Here is a 16,884-nt window from a genome sequence, read left to right on the forward strand (position 1 = left end):
CGAGCCCCAAATCGATCCGCCCGGTCTTGTGCCGTCCATCGCCGTCTCCGATAAAGACGCCCTGAACGGCAGCCGAACGAAACGGCCGGCCCATATCATTTGAAGCGGATCGTGTCAGATACCGACGTCGTCATCATCGGAGCGGGCCACAACGGCCTGACCTGCGCGGCCTATCTCGCGATGGCTGGGCTGCGGGTCAAGGTCGTGGAGCGGCGCAAGGTGGTCGGGGGCGCTGCGGTGACGGAGGAATTCCAGCCCGGTTTCCGCAATTCGGTCGCGGCCTACACCGTCAGCCTGCTAAATCCGAAAGTCATCGCGGACTTGCGGCTGCATGACCATGGTCTGCGGATCGTCGAACGCCGCGCCCAGAATTTTTTGCCCGCGCCCGACGGCCGCTACCTCCTCACCGGCGAAGGCCGCACCGCGGCATCGGTCGCTGGCCTGAGCGAACGGGATGCCGGCGCGCTCGGCGGCTTCATGCGCGAACTCGAAGAGATCGCCGACGTGATCCGGCAATTCGTGCTGCGCGCGCCGCCGAACCTCGTCGAGGGGTTTGGCCTCAACGCCGCGCATGAAATCGTCAACGCGATCGGCTCCGCCGGAATCCTGCGCGGCCTGTCGCTGGAGCAGCAGCGCAGCCTGCTCGATCTGTTTACACGATCCGCCGGGGACATGCTCGACGACCGCTTCGAGATCGATCTGGTCAAGGCCCTGTTCGGCTTCGACGCCATCGTCGGCAACTACGCCAGCCCCTACGCGGCCGGCTCGGCCTATGTGATGTTGCACCATGCTTTCGGAGAAGTGAACGGCAAGAAGGGCGTCTGGGGCCATGCCATCGGCGGCATGGGCGCGATCACCCAGGCGATGGCAGCGGCCGCCCGCGCGCGCGGCGCCGAGATCGAAACCGATGCCGGTGTGTGCGAAGTCATCGTCGAGCGCGGCCGCGCGGCCGGTGTGGTGCTCGACGATGGACGAACGATCCGCGCAAAATATGTCGCGGCGAACGTGAACCCGAAGCTGCTCTATACGCGGCTGCTGCCCGCCGGCGCGCTGCCCGCCGCCTTCCTCAACCGCATCAAGACCTGGCGTAACGGCTCCGGGACGTTTCGGATGAACGTGGCGCTCGAAGCTCTGCCCTCGTTCTCGGCCTTGCCGGGCGCAGGCGACCATCTCAGTGCTGGCATCATCATCGCGCCCGGTCTCGGCTACATGGACCGTGCCTGGCAGGACGCGCGACAGTTCGGCTGGAGCCGCGAACCTGTGGTGGAGGTTTTGATCCCGTCGGTGATCGATGATTCACTTGCCCCATCCGGCCGCCATGTGGCCAGCCTGTTCTGCCAGCATGTGGCGCCGCAGTTGCCCGATGGCGCGTCCTGGGATGACCATCGCGACGAGGTCGCCGACCTCATGATAGCGACCGTCGACCTTTACGCGCCGGGCTTCGCCGCCAGCGTGATCGGCCGGCAGATTTTATCACCGCTCGATCTCGAGCGCGAATTCGGACTGCTGGGCGGCGATATCTTTCACGGTGCGCTGACGCTGAACCAACTGTTCTCGGCCCGGCCGATGCTAGGCCATGCCGACTACCGGGGACCGCTGAAGGGTCTCTATCACTGCGGCTCCGGCGCGCATCCCGGCGGCGGCGTCACCGGCGCACCCGGCCATAACGCCGCACGCACCATCCTGCGGGACCATCGGGCGCTGTTCGCCCGCCGTTAGACCCCTCTTCGCTTCTGATGGAATCAGAAGCGGGGCTCTATGGTTTTTGATTTGACGCGTTTTCTTCACGCGAACCGGTATCCATCCCCGGGTCAAGCCCGAGGACATGCTTCGCCCGAAAAGCTGCTCAAGCCACCAGCAGCACGTAGACCGCCATTAACGGCGTCAGTCCGAGCACAACGGCGCTGATGCCAAACGCCCACATGATGTCCTCGGCCGCGATCCCGGATGTGCTTCCGGACGGCCCGACCGGATCGAACCCTTGAGTTTCCATGACGCCCCCGCATTCTGCTTGGAGGCATCGGTAGCGACAAACCTCTAAAAAACCTCGCCGCGATTCCGCTGGGATTTGAACACAGATGCTACCGGGGATTAACCCTCGCGGTTACCGATGCAATTCGCGGCGAATCGTCCGCCTCCCGTCTGTGGATAAGGCTATCGAAATCCTGTGGATAACTTAGTATTAGGCTGGGGGAAAGTCTGTGGATAATTCTGTGGAAAACAAGTGGGCAACAATCTCAAAAAGTCTGCAACAGCAGACCGGCGCCTGTTGAAGAATCCGGGTATGTTTCCCGATCATTTGCGGATTCCCGCACGATGGCTCGACGCTTTGTTCGCGGATTTACTGGCTCCGGCGCGCGCGGGCTGCCTTCCTGGCGATCTCGGACCGCTTGTTTGCCGTCAACCCCGCCGCCCCGCGCCTTCCCGCCCATGCATTTTCCATCGTTTAAGTTTCCGATTTGCACTAAAGCAAATACGAAAGCAGGCAAGTATTGGGGGTCTATGTGCTGAATATCGTTGGCAGGGTCTTTCTCACGGTCATTATCCCGTTATACGGAGGCTACGTCGGCACATCCTTGAATACTTTTGACATCTACTTGGTCTTGGCCGCCTCATGGTCGCTGTGGGCCTACGGTCAACCGGGACCCCAACAGCTTTGGCAAACGGGCGGCTGGGCCGGCGTCCTGAAAGGCTGGCTTCTCATGGCGGTTGCCATTCTCCTGGTGGCGGGACCGGCCTACGGCGTCGGCTACCTCATCACCAGAATGTCAAACTGAGACGCTCCCGATCCCCGGATCTTTTAACGTCGGATTGCCGATGACCAACGCCGTCACGCCGGCGACCAGTCGCGCCGCCTTCGCCATCGGCGAGGAACAGATCGCGCGGCGGGTCGTCGATCTCCTGACCGAGAGTCTCGATGACGGCGAGACCGCCATCGCCGCATTCGAACGCAGCGACGGGCGCTGGGTCGTGGCGCTACACTTCGCCGCCCCGCCGGATGAAGAGCGAATCCGCACGCTGGTCGCGCTGGCCGCCGGCGATGACATCGCGCAAACCATCGCCTTCGATACCATCGCCGCCAGGGACTGGGTCGAGGCCAGCCTCGAAGGCCTGGTGCCGGTCGCCGCCGGCCGCTTCATCGTCCACGGACGGCATGACCGCGCACGCGTCCCGCCGAACAAGCTCGGCATCGAGATCGAGGCAGCGCTGGCGTTCGGCACCGGGCACCACGGCACCACGCGGGGTTGCCTGCTGCTGCTCGATCACGTGCTGCGCAGCAAGATGCCACGGCGCGTTCTCGATCTCGGCGCCGGCACCGGCGTTCTTGCCATCGCCGCGGCCAAGGCGCTGCGGCGAAACGTGCTGGCCAGCGACATCGATCCGCGTTCGACGATCGTGGCGCGGGAGAATGCCGTGTTAAACGGCGTCGGCAATCTTGTCTGGTCGATCTGTGCGACCGGCTTTTCCGCGCCGCTGTTTCGCGCACGCGCACCGTTCGACCTGGTGCTGGCGAATATTCTCGCCAATCCGCTGCGGCAGATGGCGCCGGCCATGGCAACGCACCTTGCGCCCGAAGCCATGGTGATCCTGTCGGGGCTGCTGCCGCATCAGACCCGCAGCGTGATCGCGGCCTATCGCGCGCAGGGGCTAGTGCTCATCCGGCAGATGCGGATCGACGGATGGTGCAGCCTGCTGATGCAGAATTTGCGGTAGCCGCTGACGTCACTTTTTGTTTTGATGCGTTTTCTTGACGCGAACCGGTGCCCATCCTCGGGTCAAGCCCGAGGACATGCTTCGCGCCAAACGCGATAGGATACCCGGATAATGTTCGAAGCCCATTTCCAGACATTCGAGGACCCCGAAGGCGGCGTCGCGCTGACCTCCCGCCTCGCCACGTTTCGCGAGGAACTGGTGCGACGGCAACTGACCGGATTCGTGATTCCGCGCGCCGACCAGCAGCAGAACGAATATGTCGCGCCCTCCGAGGAGCGGCTGGCATGGCTCACCGGCTTCACCGGATCGGCAGGCCTCGCCATCGTGCTCGCGAAGCAAGCTGCGGTGTTTGTCGATGGCCGCTACACATTGCAGGCGGCGAAGCAGGTGGATACGCAGGCTTGGGGCATCGTTTCGCTGGTCGATCCGCCCCCGGAAAGCTGGCTGGCAGGGCATCTCCGCGCCGGCGACCGCCTCGGATACGATCCATGGCTGCATACGTCGGCAGCAGTCGAACGCCTCGCGAAAGCCTGCACGAAAGCCGGCGCGGAGCTGGTCCCGGTCGAGACCAATCCGGTCGACAGCATCTGGATCGATCGTCCCGCACCGCCGCTTGGCCCGGTGACGATCCATGGCGCGACGTTCGCAGGCGAGCCTGAGGCCGACAAGCTCACGCGGATCCGCACTGAGATGACAAAACTCGGCGTCGATGCGCTGGTGCTATCGGATTCCCACGCGGTCGCCTGGACCTTCAATATTCGCGGCGCCGACGTCTCGCATACGCCACTGCCGCTATCCTACGCCCTGGTGCCGAAAGACGGCCGCCCCACGATCTTCGTCGACCACCGCAAACTCTCCGACTTGAGCCGCGGTCATATCGAGCGCAATGCCGATGTGCGCGAGCCGGACGCGTTGACGCCGGCGCTCACCGACCTCGCCGGCAGCGGCGCGACCATCGCGCTCGACAGCGCCACCGCCGCCGACGCATTAACCCGCCTGATCACGTCTGCCGGCGGCAAACCGGCGCGCGGCAACGATCCCGTCGCGCTGCTCAAGGCCGTGAAGAACCCGACCGAGATCGCGGGCGCCCGCACCGCGCATCGGCGCGACGCCGTGGCATTGGCGCGGTTTCTCGCCTGGATCGACCGCGAGGCGCCGAAGGGCACGCTGACCGAAATCGATGCCGTGGAGGCGCTGGAAACCTTTCGCCGCGACACCGGCGCGCTGAAGGACGTCTCCTTCCCCACCATCGCCGGCACCGGGCCGAACGGCGCCATCGTCCACTACCGCGTCAGCCGCAAGAGCAACCGCCGCATCGCGCCCAGCGATCTGCTGCTGATCGATTCCGGCGCGCAATACGAGGACGGCACCACCGACGTCACCCGCACCATCGCGATCGGCGATCCGACCGACGCGATGCGCGACCGCTTCACCCGCGTGCTGCGCGGCCACATCGCCATCGCGCGTGCGGTATTTCCCGACGGCACCACCGGCGCGCAACTCGATACGCTGGCGCGGCAGTTTCTCTGGCAGGCCGGCGTCGACTTCGAGCACGGCACCGGCCACGGCGTCGGCAGCTATCTCTCGGTGCATGAGGGCCCGGCGCGGATTTCGAAACTCGGGACCACACAGCTCAAGCGCGGCATGATCCTGTCCAACGAGCCCGGCTACTACAAGCGTGATGCGTTCGGCATCCGGATCGAAAATCTGGTGCTGGTCACGGCGATCGAGATTCCCGGCGCCGAGAAACCCATGAACGGATTCGAGACCCTGACGCTGGCGCCGATCGACCGCCGCCTGATCGATCGCAGCCTCGGCGCCGACGAAACGCGTTGGCTCAACGACTACCACGTCCGCGTCCGCCGCGAGCTGCGCGCGCATCTCGACGAGGCCACCAAGGTCTGGCTCGACGCCGCGACAGAGCCGCTGCCGCTGGAAGAAGTTTTTCCACCCAGTTATGAGACCTGTGCGCGGATGGATGTAGACGAGGCCGATAATTGCTGACTCTATGGGCTTTCCGAAGAGGAGAGCGGGACGTGGCGCATCGTGTGATAGGTCAAGAGCGGCTCGGTTTCGCAGATCATAGGCGCACTGCCTCATCGCTCGACGAGATCGGCAAGCTGATCGATTGGCAGCCGGTCACGGCTCTTCTCGACGCGCTTTATTCGGCCACCAAGGGCGAACTCGCCTGGCCGCCGCTGGCAATGTTCAAGGCGCTGCTGCTGTCGATCTGGTACGACCTGTCGGACGTGAAGCTGGCGGAGGCGCTCGATGACCGGGCGTCCTTCCGCCGGTTCTGCGGCTTTTCCGGCAGTGAGGCGACACCTGAGCGCACTGCCTTCGTTCGATACCGCAGGGCGCTCGTCGCGCATGGTCTCGATGTCGCGCTGTTCGATGCGGTGGCCGCACAGCTCAAGGCCAGAGCGGTCACGGTCAAGGTTGGCACGCTGGTCGATGCGACGATCATCGCTTCTGCCAGCGAAGACGATGTAGATGGCCGCTGGGTCAAGCACAAGGGAAAGAGCGCGGTGCACGGCTTCAAAGCCCACATCGGCGCCGACGCGACAACGGCTCTGGTCGAGAAGATCGCGATCACGCCGGCCAACGTCAACGATGGGCGCGCCGGACCCGACGCCCTGCCCGATGATCCAGGCGAGGTGTTCGCCGACAGCGCCTATCGGGGAAATCACTTCGGCGACGCGGTTCGGGCCAAAGGAGGCACGCCACGCATTGTCGCGACCGGCATGTGGGGGCGAGACGAGACCGAAACGCTCGCTCGCCTCGCTGCCTGGAACCGACCGATCCACCGTGTCCGCGGGCGCATCGAGAAAATCTTCGGCACCTGGAAACGCTGTTACGGCCTGCGCCGAATGCGATGGCGAGGCCTCGCCAAAGCCGCCGTCCAGGTTCACCTCACCGCTATCGCCTATAACCTCAAGCGCACGCTTTCCATCGTCACGGTAGCAGCGTGACGACAAACTCGTAGCACCGGCGAAATCACGCACAAAGTCGTTTGCCAATAATCCTTCAAATCAACGCTCTACATCCATCCGCGCACAGGTCTCATTATTCCAGGGCGCGCTGAGGCGACGAACGCTTTGCGTTCGCGCCGAAATCGCGAACCTCAGATGTGCCAATTGCACATCGGGGAATCCAGCGACCTCGCGTGGGACCGGATTCCGGATCGACTTGCGCTGCAAGTCACGCAGGAGGGAAAGCATCTCTTTCCCTGCGGGCTTTTACCCTGCTACCTTCATTCTGGTCTGACTCTGCCGCGTCCACCGCATCCCGCCCCGCGTTCGTGACGATTGCCGCCCCTCGATTGGGACGGAATCGATAGGAACATGGTCAGAACCCGAAATTCAATCTCGCTTTTTTGGCGATTATGGACATCAATCCGAGAAAATCGGACGATCAATCATCCAAAATGTTATAATCCCAAGCGTGGTTGGTATGAAGGAATGACGCGCTACCCTCTTTGTGGTCAATTCTGCATAGACTCGAAAGCGAGTTCCTACGGGATGAGCCTGTCTTACTGCTCGAGGAAAACGAACTGCATCGTTTGTGGGAATTGTTCACCCTCTGCCGGTCGGACATGAATGTCGCCGTGTAACCCAGATCCCGAAATGCGATATGTCTCAACGATAACGGTATAGTACGGCTCTTCAGGTCTGCCCATTTTTGGCTCCGCTTCCAATAAGCTACGACTACCATTTCACTGAAGCACTATAATTACAGAAAGCCCCGGATATTGCTGCAGCTTTTGGTCTCACCGCCTAATACTTCACCTTCGGAAACCAATCGTCGCCTCGCCCCTCCGGCGTCATGTCGAGAAGATTCCACAAGGGATCGGCGAGATCGCCAGCGCGGTGGTGCTGGTTTGGCGCGGGCGGCGCGAATGCCATTTCCGAGCCCCAGAAGTGGCGGACTTTTCCGTCGCTCATCCTGAACACGTTGAAGATGGTCTCGTCCCAGTCCTCACCGTCGGGCACCTTGTGCTGCGCCCTTATGCCTTTTGAGAATTTCGAAGTGTCGCCGAAATAATCCGCGTCGTAGCTGTTGCCCGCGGTGGAAATCAGCGACATGTGCTCCCAGCCGCGCGCGTGTGCCCATGCGGCGAGCCGCGCGATCGGCGATTTCGCCACGACGTGAAACGCCGCGCGCTGGCCAAGATGCCGCGCGGCGCCGTCGATGCTGTCGAGCAGATGCGTGCAGCCGGGGCACGGAGATTTGCGCTCGGGGCCGTACATGAAACTGTAGAGGATCAGGGTGTCGTGCGGTCCGAACAGTTCGGACATCCTCACTTTCTCGGGCATGGCGTTTTTCCCGATGCGCTCGAACACGTAATCCTGCGGCACCTCGCCACCCATCGGCAGCGCGCGACGCTTTTCGGCCACGGCCTCGATCTGCGCGCGCAGCTTGATCTCCTCCTCTAACAGCGCGTTGCGAGCAGTGCGATAGGCTCCGCTCTCGTTCGGATATTGCAGGTGTTCCATCGGGGCCTCGCCTGATATTGTGGACGACCGCTTGCGAAATGGAACGGAGAAAACGCGGGCCTCGGAGCGGAGTTCCAGGCGGCGGCGCGAACATGCATCGTCTCGTCGGATTGCCCGCGCAACAAAAAAGCCCCGTCATTGCTGACGAGGCTCCCTGAACGCCCGTTTCAGTACATTCGTGAAACGAAGCGTGAAACCTGAAAGCGCGTCCCGGTACATCCGCAGGTCACGGCGCTTTGCGATTCCGTTACATGATGCGCCGCCATCATCACATCAGGATGACAGACGGCGCAGCCATGGATCTTATGCGAGCGAAAGATTTTCCGCGCTGACCTTGCCGCGCATCTTGTCGGTCTTCAGCTCGAAGTTGACCTTCTGGCCCTCGGCGAGGCCGGTAAGGCCCGCGCGCTCCACCGCGCTGATGTGTACGAATACGTCGCTGCCGCCGTCGTTCGGCTGGATAAAGCCAAAACCCTTCTGGCCGTTAAACCACTTCACTGTACCTGTCGTCATAGAGTCGTCCTTGTTCCAAAGTGCGCAGATGCGCATTTTCGCGCACGATTACGCGATATATCCAATCTCAGCGAAGTCTTTGGAAAGGAGCCTGGCGGCGCTTAACAAAACCAATGCCAGCAATCGAATGGCGGCCCTATAGCAATTCGGCGCGGGAATAGCAAATCTCGGGCCCTCTGGCATTTTGGCGGAGAATGCCTATATAAGTTCCATGACCAAGTCCCCGCCGAGCCCCTCGCAATTGGCCCGCAATGAGCGGATGCGCCTGGCCGCCATCGAGGGCGCAAAAGCCCGTTCCGATATCGAGGCCCGCGACGTCGCCGTGCGCAAGAATATGGAGCGCCTGCGCGCGCTGCGGATGGCGAGGGAAGCCGAAGAGGCGGCGCAGCCGAAGCCGGTGAAGGCGCCGGCCCGGAAGAAGGCTACGGCCAAACGCGCCGCCGGCACGCTGTCGGATTTCCTCACGTCGCAGAAGAGTACCGGCCGGACGACGTGACGCGGATTAGAGCGTTTTCGACCGAAGCATGTCCTCGGGCTTGACCCGAGGATGGGTACCGGTTTCGCGAGAAGAAAACGCATTAATTTAAAATCATGGCCGCGTCGGACGAGCGTGAATGACGAACGCAATGTAAAAAAAGCCCGGATCGATCCGGGCTTTTCTGTTTCGTGATCCCCTCACCCGCCGCGCAATGGCGCGGCGAGAGGTGAAGGGAAGAAGATCAATACCGGTAGTGATCGCTCTTGAACGGGCCAGCAATCTTGACGCCGATATAGTCGGCCTGGTCCTTGCGCAGCTCGGTGAGCTTGACGCCGATCTTGTTGAGATGCAGCCGCGCCACCTTCTCGTCCAGCGTCTTCGGCAGCACGTAGACCTCTTTCTTGTACTTGCCGTCGGTGTTGTTGGCGAACAGTTCGATCTGCGCCAGCGTCTGGTTGGTGAACGACGCGGACATGACGAACGACGGATGCCCCATGGCATTGCCGAGATTCACGAGGCGGCCTTCCGACAAAAGGATCATGCGCTTGCCGTCCGCGAAGGTGATCTCGTCCACCTGCGGCTTGATGTTGTCCCACTTCAGATTCTTCAACGCACCCACCTGGATCTCGTTGTCGAAGTGGCCGATGTTGCAGACGATAGCGCGATCCTTCATCGCGCGCATGTGATCGATGGTGATGATGTCCCTGTTGCCGGTGGCGGTGACGAAGATGTCGGCGCGGGGCGCGGCGTCTTCCATGGTCACGACCTCGTAGCCTTCCATCGCCGCCTGCAGCGCGCAGATCGGATCGATCTCGGAAACCATGACGCGGCAGCCGGCCTGACGCAGCGAGGCCGCCGACCCCTTGCCGACGTCGCCGAAGCCCGCGACCATCGCGACCTTGCCGCTCATCATCACGTCGGTGCCACGGCGGATGCCGTCGACCAGCGACTCGCGGCAACCATAGAGGTTGTCGAACTTCGACTTGGTGACGCTGTCGTTGACGTTGATGGCGGGCCACAGCAGCGTGCCGACCTTCTGCATGTCGTAGAGGCGATGCACGCCGGTGGTGGTCTCCTCCGAGACGCCCTGAATGGATTTGGCGATACCGGCGAAGTAGCCCTTGGGCTTCTCCTTGAGCTGCTTCTTGAGCAGCGCGAAAAACACTTCCTCTTCCTCGGAGCCGGGTTTGTCGAGGAACGCGGTGTCTCCCTTCTCGGCGCGCAGGCCGAGGTGGACGTACATGGTGGCGTCGCCGCCGTCATCGAGGATCATGTTGGGATGGCCACCCCCGTGCCAGTCGAACAGCTTTGCGGTGTAATCCCAGTAGTCCTTCAGCGTCTCGCCCTTGACCGCGAACACCGGAATGCCGGCGGCGGCGATCGCGGCGGCGGCGTGGTCCTGCGTCGAATAGATGTTACAGGAGACCCAGCGGATGTCGGCGCCCAATGCCTTCAACGTCTCGATCAGCACCGCGGTCTGGATCGTCATGTGCAGCGAGCCGGCGATGCGCGCGCCCTTCAAGGGGTGCTTAGGGCCGTATTCCTCGCGCGTCGCCATCAGCCCGGGCATCTCGGTCTCCGCGAGCGAGATTTCCTTGCGGCCGAAATCGGCAAGGCCGATGTCTGCGACGATGTAGTCCGTGAAGCCGGTGGGCTGCTTGGCGGTCGCGGTGGTCATGAGTGTTAGTCCTTTGGTTCGCGAATTCTCTTCCGAACGGTCCGTTCGCTGTTCCCTGCCCCTTGTGGAGAAGGGTTTGGGAGGGGATGGACGCACATCACGATCGCAGCGATCGGAGGCCCCCTCTCCACCTCTCCCCCGCAAGGGGAGAGAGCAGTCTGTGCGATGCTGCGCAGTTCCTCACCCGCCGCGAAGACGCGGCGACCTCTCTCCGCTGGTGGGGAGAGGGAAAAACATCACACCGCGCGCTTGAGCACCTCGGCGAGATCGGTCTTCTCCCAGGAGAACCCACCCTCATTGTCCGGCGTGCGGCCGAAATGGCCGTAGGACGAGGTGCGCGCGTAGATCGGCCGGTTCAGATCGAGATGCTTGCGGATGCCGCGCGGCGTCAGGTCCATCGCTTCTGAGACGATCCGCTCGAGCGTGTCTTCCGGAGCCTTTCCGGTGCCGTGCGTATCGATGTAGATCGACAGCGGACGCGCCACGCCGATGGCGTAGGCGAGTTGCAAGGTGCAGCGGTCGGCGAGACCGGCGGCGACGATGTTCTTGGCGAGGTAGCGCGCGGCATAGGCCGCCGAGCGATCGACCTTGGTGGGATCCTTGCCGGAGAACGCGCCGCCGCCATGCGGTGCCGCGCCGCCATAGGTATCGACAATGATCTTGCGGCCGGTCAGGCCGGCGTCGCCGTCGGGACCGCCGATGAAGAACTTGCCGGTCGGATTGATATGCCAGATGGTCTTGTCGGTGACCCATGCCTTCGGCAGCGCCTCGCGCACATAGGGCTCGACGCGCTCGCGGACCTGATCGGAACTCATGTCCTCGATCAGATGCTGGTGCGACACCACGATTTCGCGCACGCCGACCGGCTTGCCGTTCTCGTATTGCACCGTGACCTGGCTCTTGGAGTCCGGACCCAGCACCTTTTCCTTGCCGGAATGGCGAGCCTCGGAAATCAGCCGCAGAATCTTGTGCGCGTAGAAAATCGGCGCCGGCATCAGGTCCGGCGTCTCGTTGCAGGCGTAGCCGAACATGATGCCCTGGTCGCCGGCGCCCTCTTCCTTGTTGGCACCGGGCTGCAAGGCGTCAACACCCTGCGCGATGTCGGCCGACTGCGGATGCAGCAGGATATCGATGTCGGCGGTCTTCCAGTGAAACCCGTCCTGCTCGTAGCCGATGTCCTTGATCGCGGCGCGCACCACGCTTTCGATCTTCTCCTTGGTAACGGATTCGGGTCCGCGGGTTTCTCCGGCGATCACCACCTTGTTCGTGGTGGCCAGCGTCTCGCACGCAGCGCGGATCGCCCACGGATCGACGCCGGCTTTCGGACCCTCGCTGAAAAACAGATCGACGATCTCGTCCGAGATCCGGTCGCACACCTTGTCGGGATGCCCCTCCGAAACCGATTCACTCGTGAACAAGTAAGATCCGCGCATCAATCGTCCCTTCATCCGCCAGAGGTGGCGGTCCTTTCGAGCTGTTATCCTGGAATGTCAGTCCCGGCGACGCGAGATGACGTAGGATTCGTCGTAGAACCAGAGACCGTTATGCTTGCGCAGAACCTCTCTGGTGGCATCCAGATAGCGGCCGCTTTGGGTCATCTCCGTCAACCGGTCGTCTTCGACTTGGGCAACGTAAACCGCCGCATTCCACGCTGCAAACGCTGTCGAGGTTCCGATCAATCCCGTGACCTCGTTGGGCAGCGCTTCCATATCATAGCGAAAGATCGAACGGTGGTCAGCATATGCGTTAAAATTAAGGTCGCGTCCCACCGAACCGAGCTCGTATCTCACAGCGCGCAATAACTCATGACGGCTCACGGCGAAAGGGTTTTCTCCGGGCCAGACCGCCTGGACGATCTCCAGTCCGGGGTCCTGTCCGTGAGAATGTATTCCTATCAAACGCCCTCCCGGCCGTAACCCCCGGGCCAGGGGGGCGATTATTCGTCTGGCCCTGAAATTGAGGGAAGATTTGGCCCGGTAAGGCTGCGATGCGATCACCAGGTCGAAGTTGGCCTCGACCCGCCCGGCCCGCGGAATCACCGAATCGAGCAGGAACTGATGGTCCTCCCGGTAGATCACCAGCACGACGGGGCGCTCGTAGATCGGCATCCCCGTGACCGGACTGACGCTCGCCCGCCAGTTTTCTTCCAGAAACGGCCATAAATCCCGGATTTGGGCCTCGAACTCGCCCGAGGATGCCCCGTGCAGCGGCACCTCGCGCCACACCATGCCGGCCGCAGCCTGAGGTGACCGGGGCGCCAACCAGGGCGCCTCCGCATAATTCATGTTGGTCAGCACCAAGACGGTCGCCGGGTGCTCAAACAGTCGATCCGGCGCCTTGTCGAGCGTCAGCTTGATGTCTTCGAGGCTGAGTTCCTTGCCCGCGACGTAGAACGGCATGTGGGGAAAGCGATCGTGCATGGAGCGCATCACCCGCGCCAGCACGGTCCCGTCGCCGACGCCCGCGTCAAAAACCCGCAGCGCCGGCGGGCGCGGGTGGATGCTGCCGAACTCCAGTGCGACGCGGTCGGCGATGACGCGTTTCTCGCTGCAGGTATGGACGAACAGCAGATATTTCTGCCGGTTTTCGAAGAAGCGGAAATTGGCGCGGGGATCGCGTCGCTCGATCGGCTCCGGCCTGCGGACCGGCGCCGCACCATCCGGAGAACCCGAGGCGATATAGGCCTCGATCCGGTTCAGGGTGTCGATGGTGATGCGCTTGCCCTCGCGCAGCCGGTGCACGAGTTTGCCGTCATTGACGGCACGCCGGCCAAAGGTCGATTCCGCCATTGCGGCCCGACGGCAATAGTCGGAAATCTGGCTCAGCAGTTGGTCGTTTGTCATAGCGGTTGGTTATGGGGCCGGACATATGGGCAACGAGATAAAAGCGGCTCATCTTATCATCATCTGCCCACCGTTGAAACCCGGCGTACTGTCGGCATCGCCGCCTATCCCTGTTTTCCCTTCAACCCTTTATAATGACGGTCGCGGATGCCTCGTCAGCCCAACGGCGGTCTGCTAGAGCCTGATCCGACTGTGTTGATCAAACTCTAGCCTTATCCTTTTGATTGAGCATGATCTTGTCCGAAAACCGGTTTCCACTTTTTCGGGATCAGGCTTTAAGACGCGGTTCAAAGTCCCCCGGGTAATCACCAGCCGATAGGTTTGTTCGATGCGCATTGCCATGATCGGCACGGGCTATGTAGGCTTGGTGTCCGGAGCCTGCTTTGCCGATTTCGGGCATCAGGTCACCTGCGTCGACAAGGATGCGGGCAAGATCGCGGCGCTGCGCCGTGGCGAGATCCCGATCTTCGAGCCGGGCCTTGAGGCGCTGGTTGCGGCCAACGTGACAGCGTCGCGGCTCGATTTTACCACGGACCTCGCCGGCCCGGTGGCGGAGGCAGAGGCGGTGTTCATCGCCGTCGGTACCCCCTCACGCCGCGGCGACGGTCATGCCGACCTCAGCTACGTCTATGCCGCGGCACGCGAGATCGCTGCCTCCGTCCGCGGATTCACCGTCGTCGTCACCAAGTCGACGGTACCGGTCGGAACCGGCGACGAGGTGGAACGCCTGATCCGCGAGGCCAATCCGTGGGCCGACGTCGTGGTGGCGTCCAATCCCGAGTTTTTACGCGAGGGCGCCGCGATCCGCGATTTCAAGTTTCCCGACCGCATCGTGGTCGGGACCTCCGAGGAACGCGGCCGCAAGGCGCTCGGCGACATATACCGGCCGCTGTCCCTCAACCAGGCGCCGCTGATGTTCACCGCGCGCCGTACCGCCGAACTGATCAAATACGCGGCCAACGCCTTCCTTGCGACCAAGATCACCTTCATCAACGAAATCGCGGACCTGTCCGAAAAGGTCGGCGCCGATATCCAGGAGGTCGCGCGCGGAATCGGTCTCGACAATCGCATCGGCACCAAATTCCTGCACGCCGGCCCCGGCTATGGCGGCTCCTGTTTTCCCAAGGACACCCGCGCGCTGGTGAAGATCGCGGAAGATCACGGCGCCCAGCTTCGCATCGTGGAGTCGGTCGTCACCGTCAATGACAATCGCAAGCGCGCGATGGCGCGCAAGGTGGCGAACGCGCTGGGTGGCAACTTGCGGGGCAAGACGATCGCGGTGCTGGGACTGGCGTTCAAGCCCGACACCGACGACATGCGCGAGGCACCGTCGATCCCGTTGATCACCGGTCTTTGCGATATGGGGGCAAACGTTCGCGCCTTCGATCCGGCGAGCATGAAGGAGGCGCGGCGCGAGCTGCCCGATATCGACTATTGCGACGACGCCTATGCCTGCGCGGAAGGCGCCGACGCGCTGGTGATCGTGACCGAATGGGTCCAGTTCCGCGCGCTCGACCTGCCGCGCCTGAAACGGATCATGAAACGGCCGATCGTGGTCGATCTGCGCAACGTCTACCGTCCCGATGAGATGGCGGAGCTGGGTTTTGTCTACAGCAGCGTTGGCCGGGACAAAACATAGATCGTTTTCCCCAAAGTGACCGAGCAGGCGATTGCCGAGCTTGGCCTTCAGGTTGGCGACAAGGTAACGGTAGTGATCAAGTCCAGCGACGTGATAATCGGCAAATCGGCTTCCGACAGCGGGCGTTAGAGACGCCTGCCGCAAGCCAGATCAGGCATGGCAAGCGATTTGCGCCGGGTGAATTCGGGATCGGACAGTCCCTCGAGGAAAGCGATCAACAGCGTCACCTTCGCCGCGTCGTGGCTCAGGCCATGCCTTGCGATGGCTTCATCAAGCGACCGGGACGATCCATCGTGCCACCAGGGACCCGTCAGCGTGACATTACGCAGCGAAGGCGTACGGAACTTGTCCCGGTCGGCGTCGATCCCGGTCTGCCCGAACAGACCCTGATCGGCAAGCCTGGGATCGGCCGCGCCGATCCGGTGCATGGCCATGTCCGTGAAGTTCGGCCCCGAATGACAGCTCGCACAATCGCGGGCGAACAGCGCCGAGCCGGCCTGCGCGTCCGGATCCAACTGCTGCCGGTCCCAGGCGCTGCCATGGGAGACCAGCGTGCGCTCGAAGCTCGCCAGTGCGCGCGCCACATTGGCAAAGTCGATGCGGCCGCCATTTTCCGGAAAGGCGCGTGCGAACATCGTCTGGCAGCAATTGTCGCGGCCGAGCCGCCTGCCGATCTCGGCATCGCGCCCTGCCATGCCCATCTCGACCGGATGGTTGCCGAGTATCGGAGCCGTCACCTGCGTCTCAAGCGTAGTGGCCGCTGGATCCGCGAATGTCAGCGGCGTCAACCAGGCAACATTGGCCAGCCCGGGAACATTGCGTCGCCCGGGCTCGTCGGTAACGCCGGGATGGGTGCGGTTGCCATCGGCAAAAGCGTGCTTCTGCTCATGGCAGGTGGCGCAGCACATGGTGCCGTCGGCCGAGAGATCGGCATCATAGAACAGGCGCCGGCCAAGCTCGACCTTGACAGCGGTCATGGGATTGTCGGCCGGGATCGGCGGTGCCGGAACCTCGGCAGGCAGCGTCCAGCGCCATGCGGGGCTGCCGTTGTCAGCAAGAGCTAGGCTGACGGCAACATCGGCAGGAGCTCGGCTGACAGCAACAGGAGTGAAAGGCGCCAGGTCCGCACGGGATCAGGGCAGGCGCGCGGCCAGTACCGTCTCTGCGGCTGGCCATTTGCCGCGATCTGCAGCGTGTAAAGGCCGGGGGCGAGAGGGAAATCCACTATCTTGCGGATCCCGGTGCAGGCCGGCCCATGCCCGTGCGCGATCGAGATCACGGCCTGCCTGCCGCGCACAAGGTCGATCCAGGCGGCCGAATCGAGCGCCACCCGGTAGGTGCCGGCCTCGCGCACGTCTATCAGCACAAGACCGCCATAGCTAGTCGCCCGTGAAAAATGCAGAAGCCGTTCTGGCGGAATGATTTCGCGGGTTTTGCAAGTATTCGATATCGCCGGTTTTGGGGATGTCGATATCGATTTCCTTGCAATTTGATTTGGCGGAATCGGCGTGATTCCATGTCTC

The 16,884-nt window shown here is 62.7% G+C and carries 16 protein-coding genes; 8 read left to right on the forward strand and 8 right to left on the reverse strand.

Features of this window, described 5'->3' with window-relative positions; genetic code table 11:
* The first annotated feature begins 111 nt into the window (after positions 1 to 111).
* Positions 112 to 1,719, forward strand: coding sequence for a phytoene desaturase family protein (locus NHAM_RS14060; protein WP_011511189.1), 1,608 nt, complete (start codon positions 112 to 114; stop codon positions 1,717 to 1,719).
* A 127-nt stretch (positions 1,720 to 1,846) separates the two neighbouring features.
* Here NHAM_RS14060 and NHAM_RS27615 read toward each other — a convergent pair whose 3' ends face one another.
* Positions 1,847 to 1,993: a hypothetical protein gene (locus NHAM_RS27615; RefSeq protein WP_198136932.1), complete on the reverse strand. Its 147-nt coding sequence runs from the start codon at positions 1,991 to 1,993 to the stop codon at positions 1,847 to 1,849.
* Between the two features lie 499 nt (positions 1,994 to 2,492).
* On the opposite strand from NHAM_RS27615, the gene NHAM_RS14065 reads away from it, so the two are divergent.
* From NHAM_RS14065 to NHAM_RS14080, 4 genes are all read left to right on the forward strand, one after another.
* Positions 2,493 to 2,777, forward strand: a complete 285-nt coding sequence (locus NHAM_RS14065) for a hypothetical protein (protein WP_245269889.1) — start codon at positions 2,493 to 2,495, stop codon at positions 2,775 to 2,777.
* 40 nt (positions 2,778 to 2,817) lie between these two features.
* Entirely contained in the window at positions 2,818 to 3,714 is an 897-nt protein-coding gene (locus NHAM_RS14070) for a 50S ribosomal protein L11 methyltransferase (RefSeq protein ID WP_011511191.1), read from the forward strand.
* Between the two features lie 111 nt (positions 3,715 to 3,825).
* Positions 3,826 to 5,718, forward strand: coding sequence for an aminopeptidase P family protein (locus tag NHAM_RS14075; protein ID WP_011511192.1), 1,893 nt, complete (start codon positions 3,826 to 3,828; stop codon positions 5,716 to 5,718).
* Between the two features lie 32 nt (positions 5,719 to 5,750).
* Positions 5,751 to 6,686 (forward strand): IS5 family transposase, encoded by a 936-nt coding sequence (locus NHAM_RS14080; protein WP_011511193.1) that lies wholly within the window; start codon positions 5,751 to 5,753, stop codon positions 6,684 to 6,686.
* A gap of 804 nt (positions 6,687 to 7,490) precedes the next feature.
* Here the strand turns inward: NHAM_RS14080 and NHAM_RS14085 are convergent.
* Both NHAM_RS14085 and NHAM_RS14090 read right to left on the reverse strand, forming a co-directional pair.
* The gene (locus NHAM_RS14085; RefSeq protein ID WP_011511194.1) at positions 7,491 to 8,210 is read right to left on the reverse strand and encodes a DUF899 family protein; all 720 of its coding nucleotides are present in this window, start codon (positions 8,208 to 8,210) and stop codon (positions 7,491 to 7,493) included.
* Positions 8,211 to 8,513: 303 nt separating this feature from the next.
* Entirely contained in the window at positions 8,514 to 8,723 is a 210-nt protein-coding gene (locus tag NHAM_RS14090; RefSeq protein ID WP_011511195.1) for a cold-shock protein, read from the reverse strand.
* Between the two features lie 211 nt (positions 8,724 to 8,934).
* Here NHAM_RS14090 and NHAM_RS14095 point away from each other — a divergent pair, with 211 nt between their 5' ends.
* Positions 8,935 to 9,219 carry a hypothetical protein gene (locus NHAM_RS14095; protein WP_011511196.1) on the forward strand — a complete coding sequence of 95 codons (285 nt, stop codon included), beginning with the start codon at positions 8,935 to 8,937 and terminating at the stop codon, positions 9,217 to 9,219.
* A 223-nt stretch (positions 9,220 to 9,442) separates the two neighbouring features.
* Here the strand turns inward: NHAM_RS14095 and ahcY are convergent, their stop codons facing one another.
* The 3 genes from ahcY to NHAM_RS14110 form a co-directional block, all read right to left on the reverse strand.
* A complete protein-coding gene (gene ahcY / locus NHAM_RS14100; RefSeq protein WP_011511197.1) occupies positions 9,443 to 10,879 on the reverse strand; it encodes an adenosylhomocysteinase in 1,437 nt (478 codons plus the stop codon).
* 236 nt (positions 10,880 to 11,115) lie between these two features.
* Positions 11,116 to 12,312: a methionine adenosyltransferase gene (gene metK, locus NHAM_RS14105; protein WP_011511198.1), complete on the reverse strand. Its 1,197-nt coding sequence runs from the start codon at positions 12,310 to 12,312 to the stop codon at positions 11,116 to 11,118.
* 57 nt (positions 12,313 to 12,369) lie between these two features.
* Complete coding sequence (locus NHAM_RS14110; RefSeq protein ID WP_011511199.1) at positions 12,370 to 13,722, reverse strand: hypothetical protein; 1,353 nt, start codon at positions 13,720 to 13,722, stop codon at positions 12,370 to 12,372.
* Between the two features lie 328 nt (positions 13,723 to 14,050).
* Here NHAM_RS14110 and NHAM_RS14115 point away from each other — a divergent pair, with 328 nt between their 5' ends.
* Positions 14,051 to 15,361 carry a UDP-glucose dehydrogenase family protein gene (locus NHAM_RS14115; protein WP_011511200.1) on the forward strand — a complete coding sequence of 437 codons (1,311 nt, stop codon included), beginning with the start codon at positions 14,051 to 14,053 and terminating at the stop codon, positions 15,359 to 15,361.
* 15 nt (positions 15,362 to 15,376) lie between these two features.
* Positions 15,377 to 15,490, forward strand: coding sequence for a TOBE domain-containing protein (locus tag NHAM_RS25000; protein WP_245269890.1), 114 nt, complete (start codon positions 15,377 to 15,379; stop codon positions 15,488 to 15,490).
* Here the strand turns inward: NHAM_RS25000 and NHAM_RS14120 are convergent.
* On the reverse strand, positions 15,487 to 16,338 hold the full coding sequence (locus NHAM_RS14120) for a cytochrome-c peroxidase (protein WP_198136933.1): 852 nt from the start codon (positions 16,336 to 16,338) through the stop codon (positions 15,487 to 15,489). The two genes, NHAM_RS25000 and NHAM_RS14120, sit on opposite strands and share 4 nt — an antisense overlap.
* Positions 16,339 to 16,421: 83 nt before the next feature.
* On the reverse strand, positions 16,422 to 16,727 hold the full coding sequence (locus NHAM_RS14125; protein WP_011511201.1) for a hypothetical protein: 306 nt from the start codon (positions 16,725 to 16,727) through the stop codon (positions 16,422 to 16,424).
* Positions 16,728 to 16,884: the final 157 nt, after the last annotated feature.

This window comes from Nitrobacter hamburgensis X14 (assembly GCF_000013885.1).
Lineage (GTDB): Bacteria > Pseudomonadota > Alphaproteobacteria > Rhizobiales > Xanthobacteraceae > Nitrobacter > Nitrobacter hamburgensis.

Excerpts from the sequence above, each read along its gene's own strand:
- NHAM_RS14095 (WP_011511196.1), top strand. The coding sequence starts at position 8,935 with ATGACCAAGTCCCCGCCGAGCCCCTCGCAATTGGCCCGCAATGAGCGG.
- ahcY (WP_011511197.1), bottom strand. The coding sequence starts at position 10,879 with ATGACCACCGCGACCGCCAAGCAGCCCACCGGCTTCACGGACTACATC.
- NHAM_RS14085 (WP_011511194.1), bottom strand. The coding sequence starts at position 8,210 with ATGGAACACCTGCAATATCCGAACGAGAGCGGAGCCTATCGCACTGCT.
- NHAM_RS14120 (WP_198136933.1), bottom strand. The coding sequence starts at position 16,338 with ATGACCGCTGTCAAGGTCGAGCTTGGCCGGCGCCTGTTCTATGATGCC.
- NHAM_RS14110 (WP_011511199.1), bottom strand. The coding sequence starts at position 13,722 with ATGACAAACGACCAACTGCTGAGCCAGATTTCCGACTATTGCCGTCGG.
- NHAM_RS14090 (WP_011511195.1), bottom strand. The coding sequence starts at position 8,723 with ATGACGACAGGTACAGTGAAGTGGTTTAACGGCCAGAAGGGTTTTGGC.
- NHAM_RS14115 (WP_011511200.1), top strand. The coding sequence starts at position 14,051 with ATGCGCATTGCCATGATCGGCACGGGCTATGTAGGCTTGGTGTCCGGA.
- NHAM_RS14070 (WP_011511191.1), top strand. The coding sequence starts at position 2,818 with ATGACCAACGCCGTCACGCCGGCGACCAGTCGCGCCGCCTTCGCCATC.
- NHAM_RS27615 (WP_198136932.1), bottom strand. The coding sequence starts at position 1,993 with ATGGAAACTCAAGGGTTCGATCCGGTCGGGCCGTCCGGAAGCACATCC.
- metK (WP_011511198.1), bottom strand. The coding sequence starts at position 12,312 with ATGCGCGGATCTTACTTGTTCACGAGTGAATCGGTTTCGGAGGGGCAT.
- NHAM_RS14075 (WP_011511192.1), top strand. The coding sequence starts at position 3,826 with ATGTTCGAAGCCCATTTCCAGACATTCGAGGACCCCGAAGGCGGCGTC.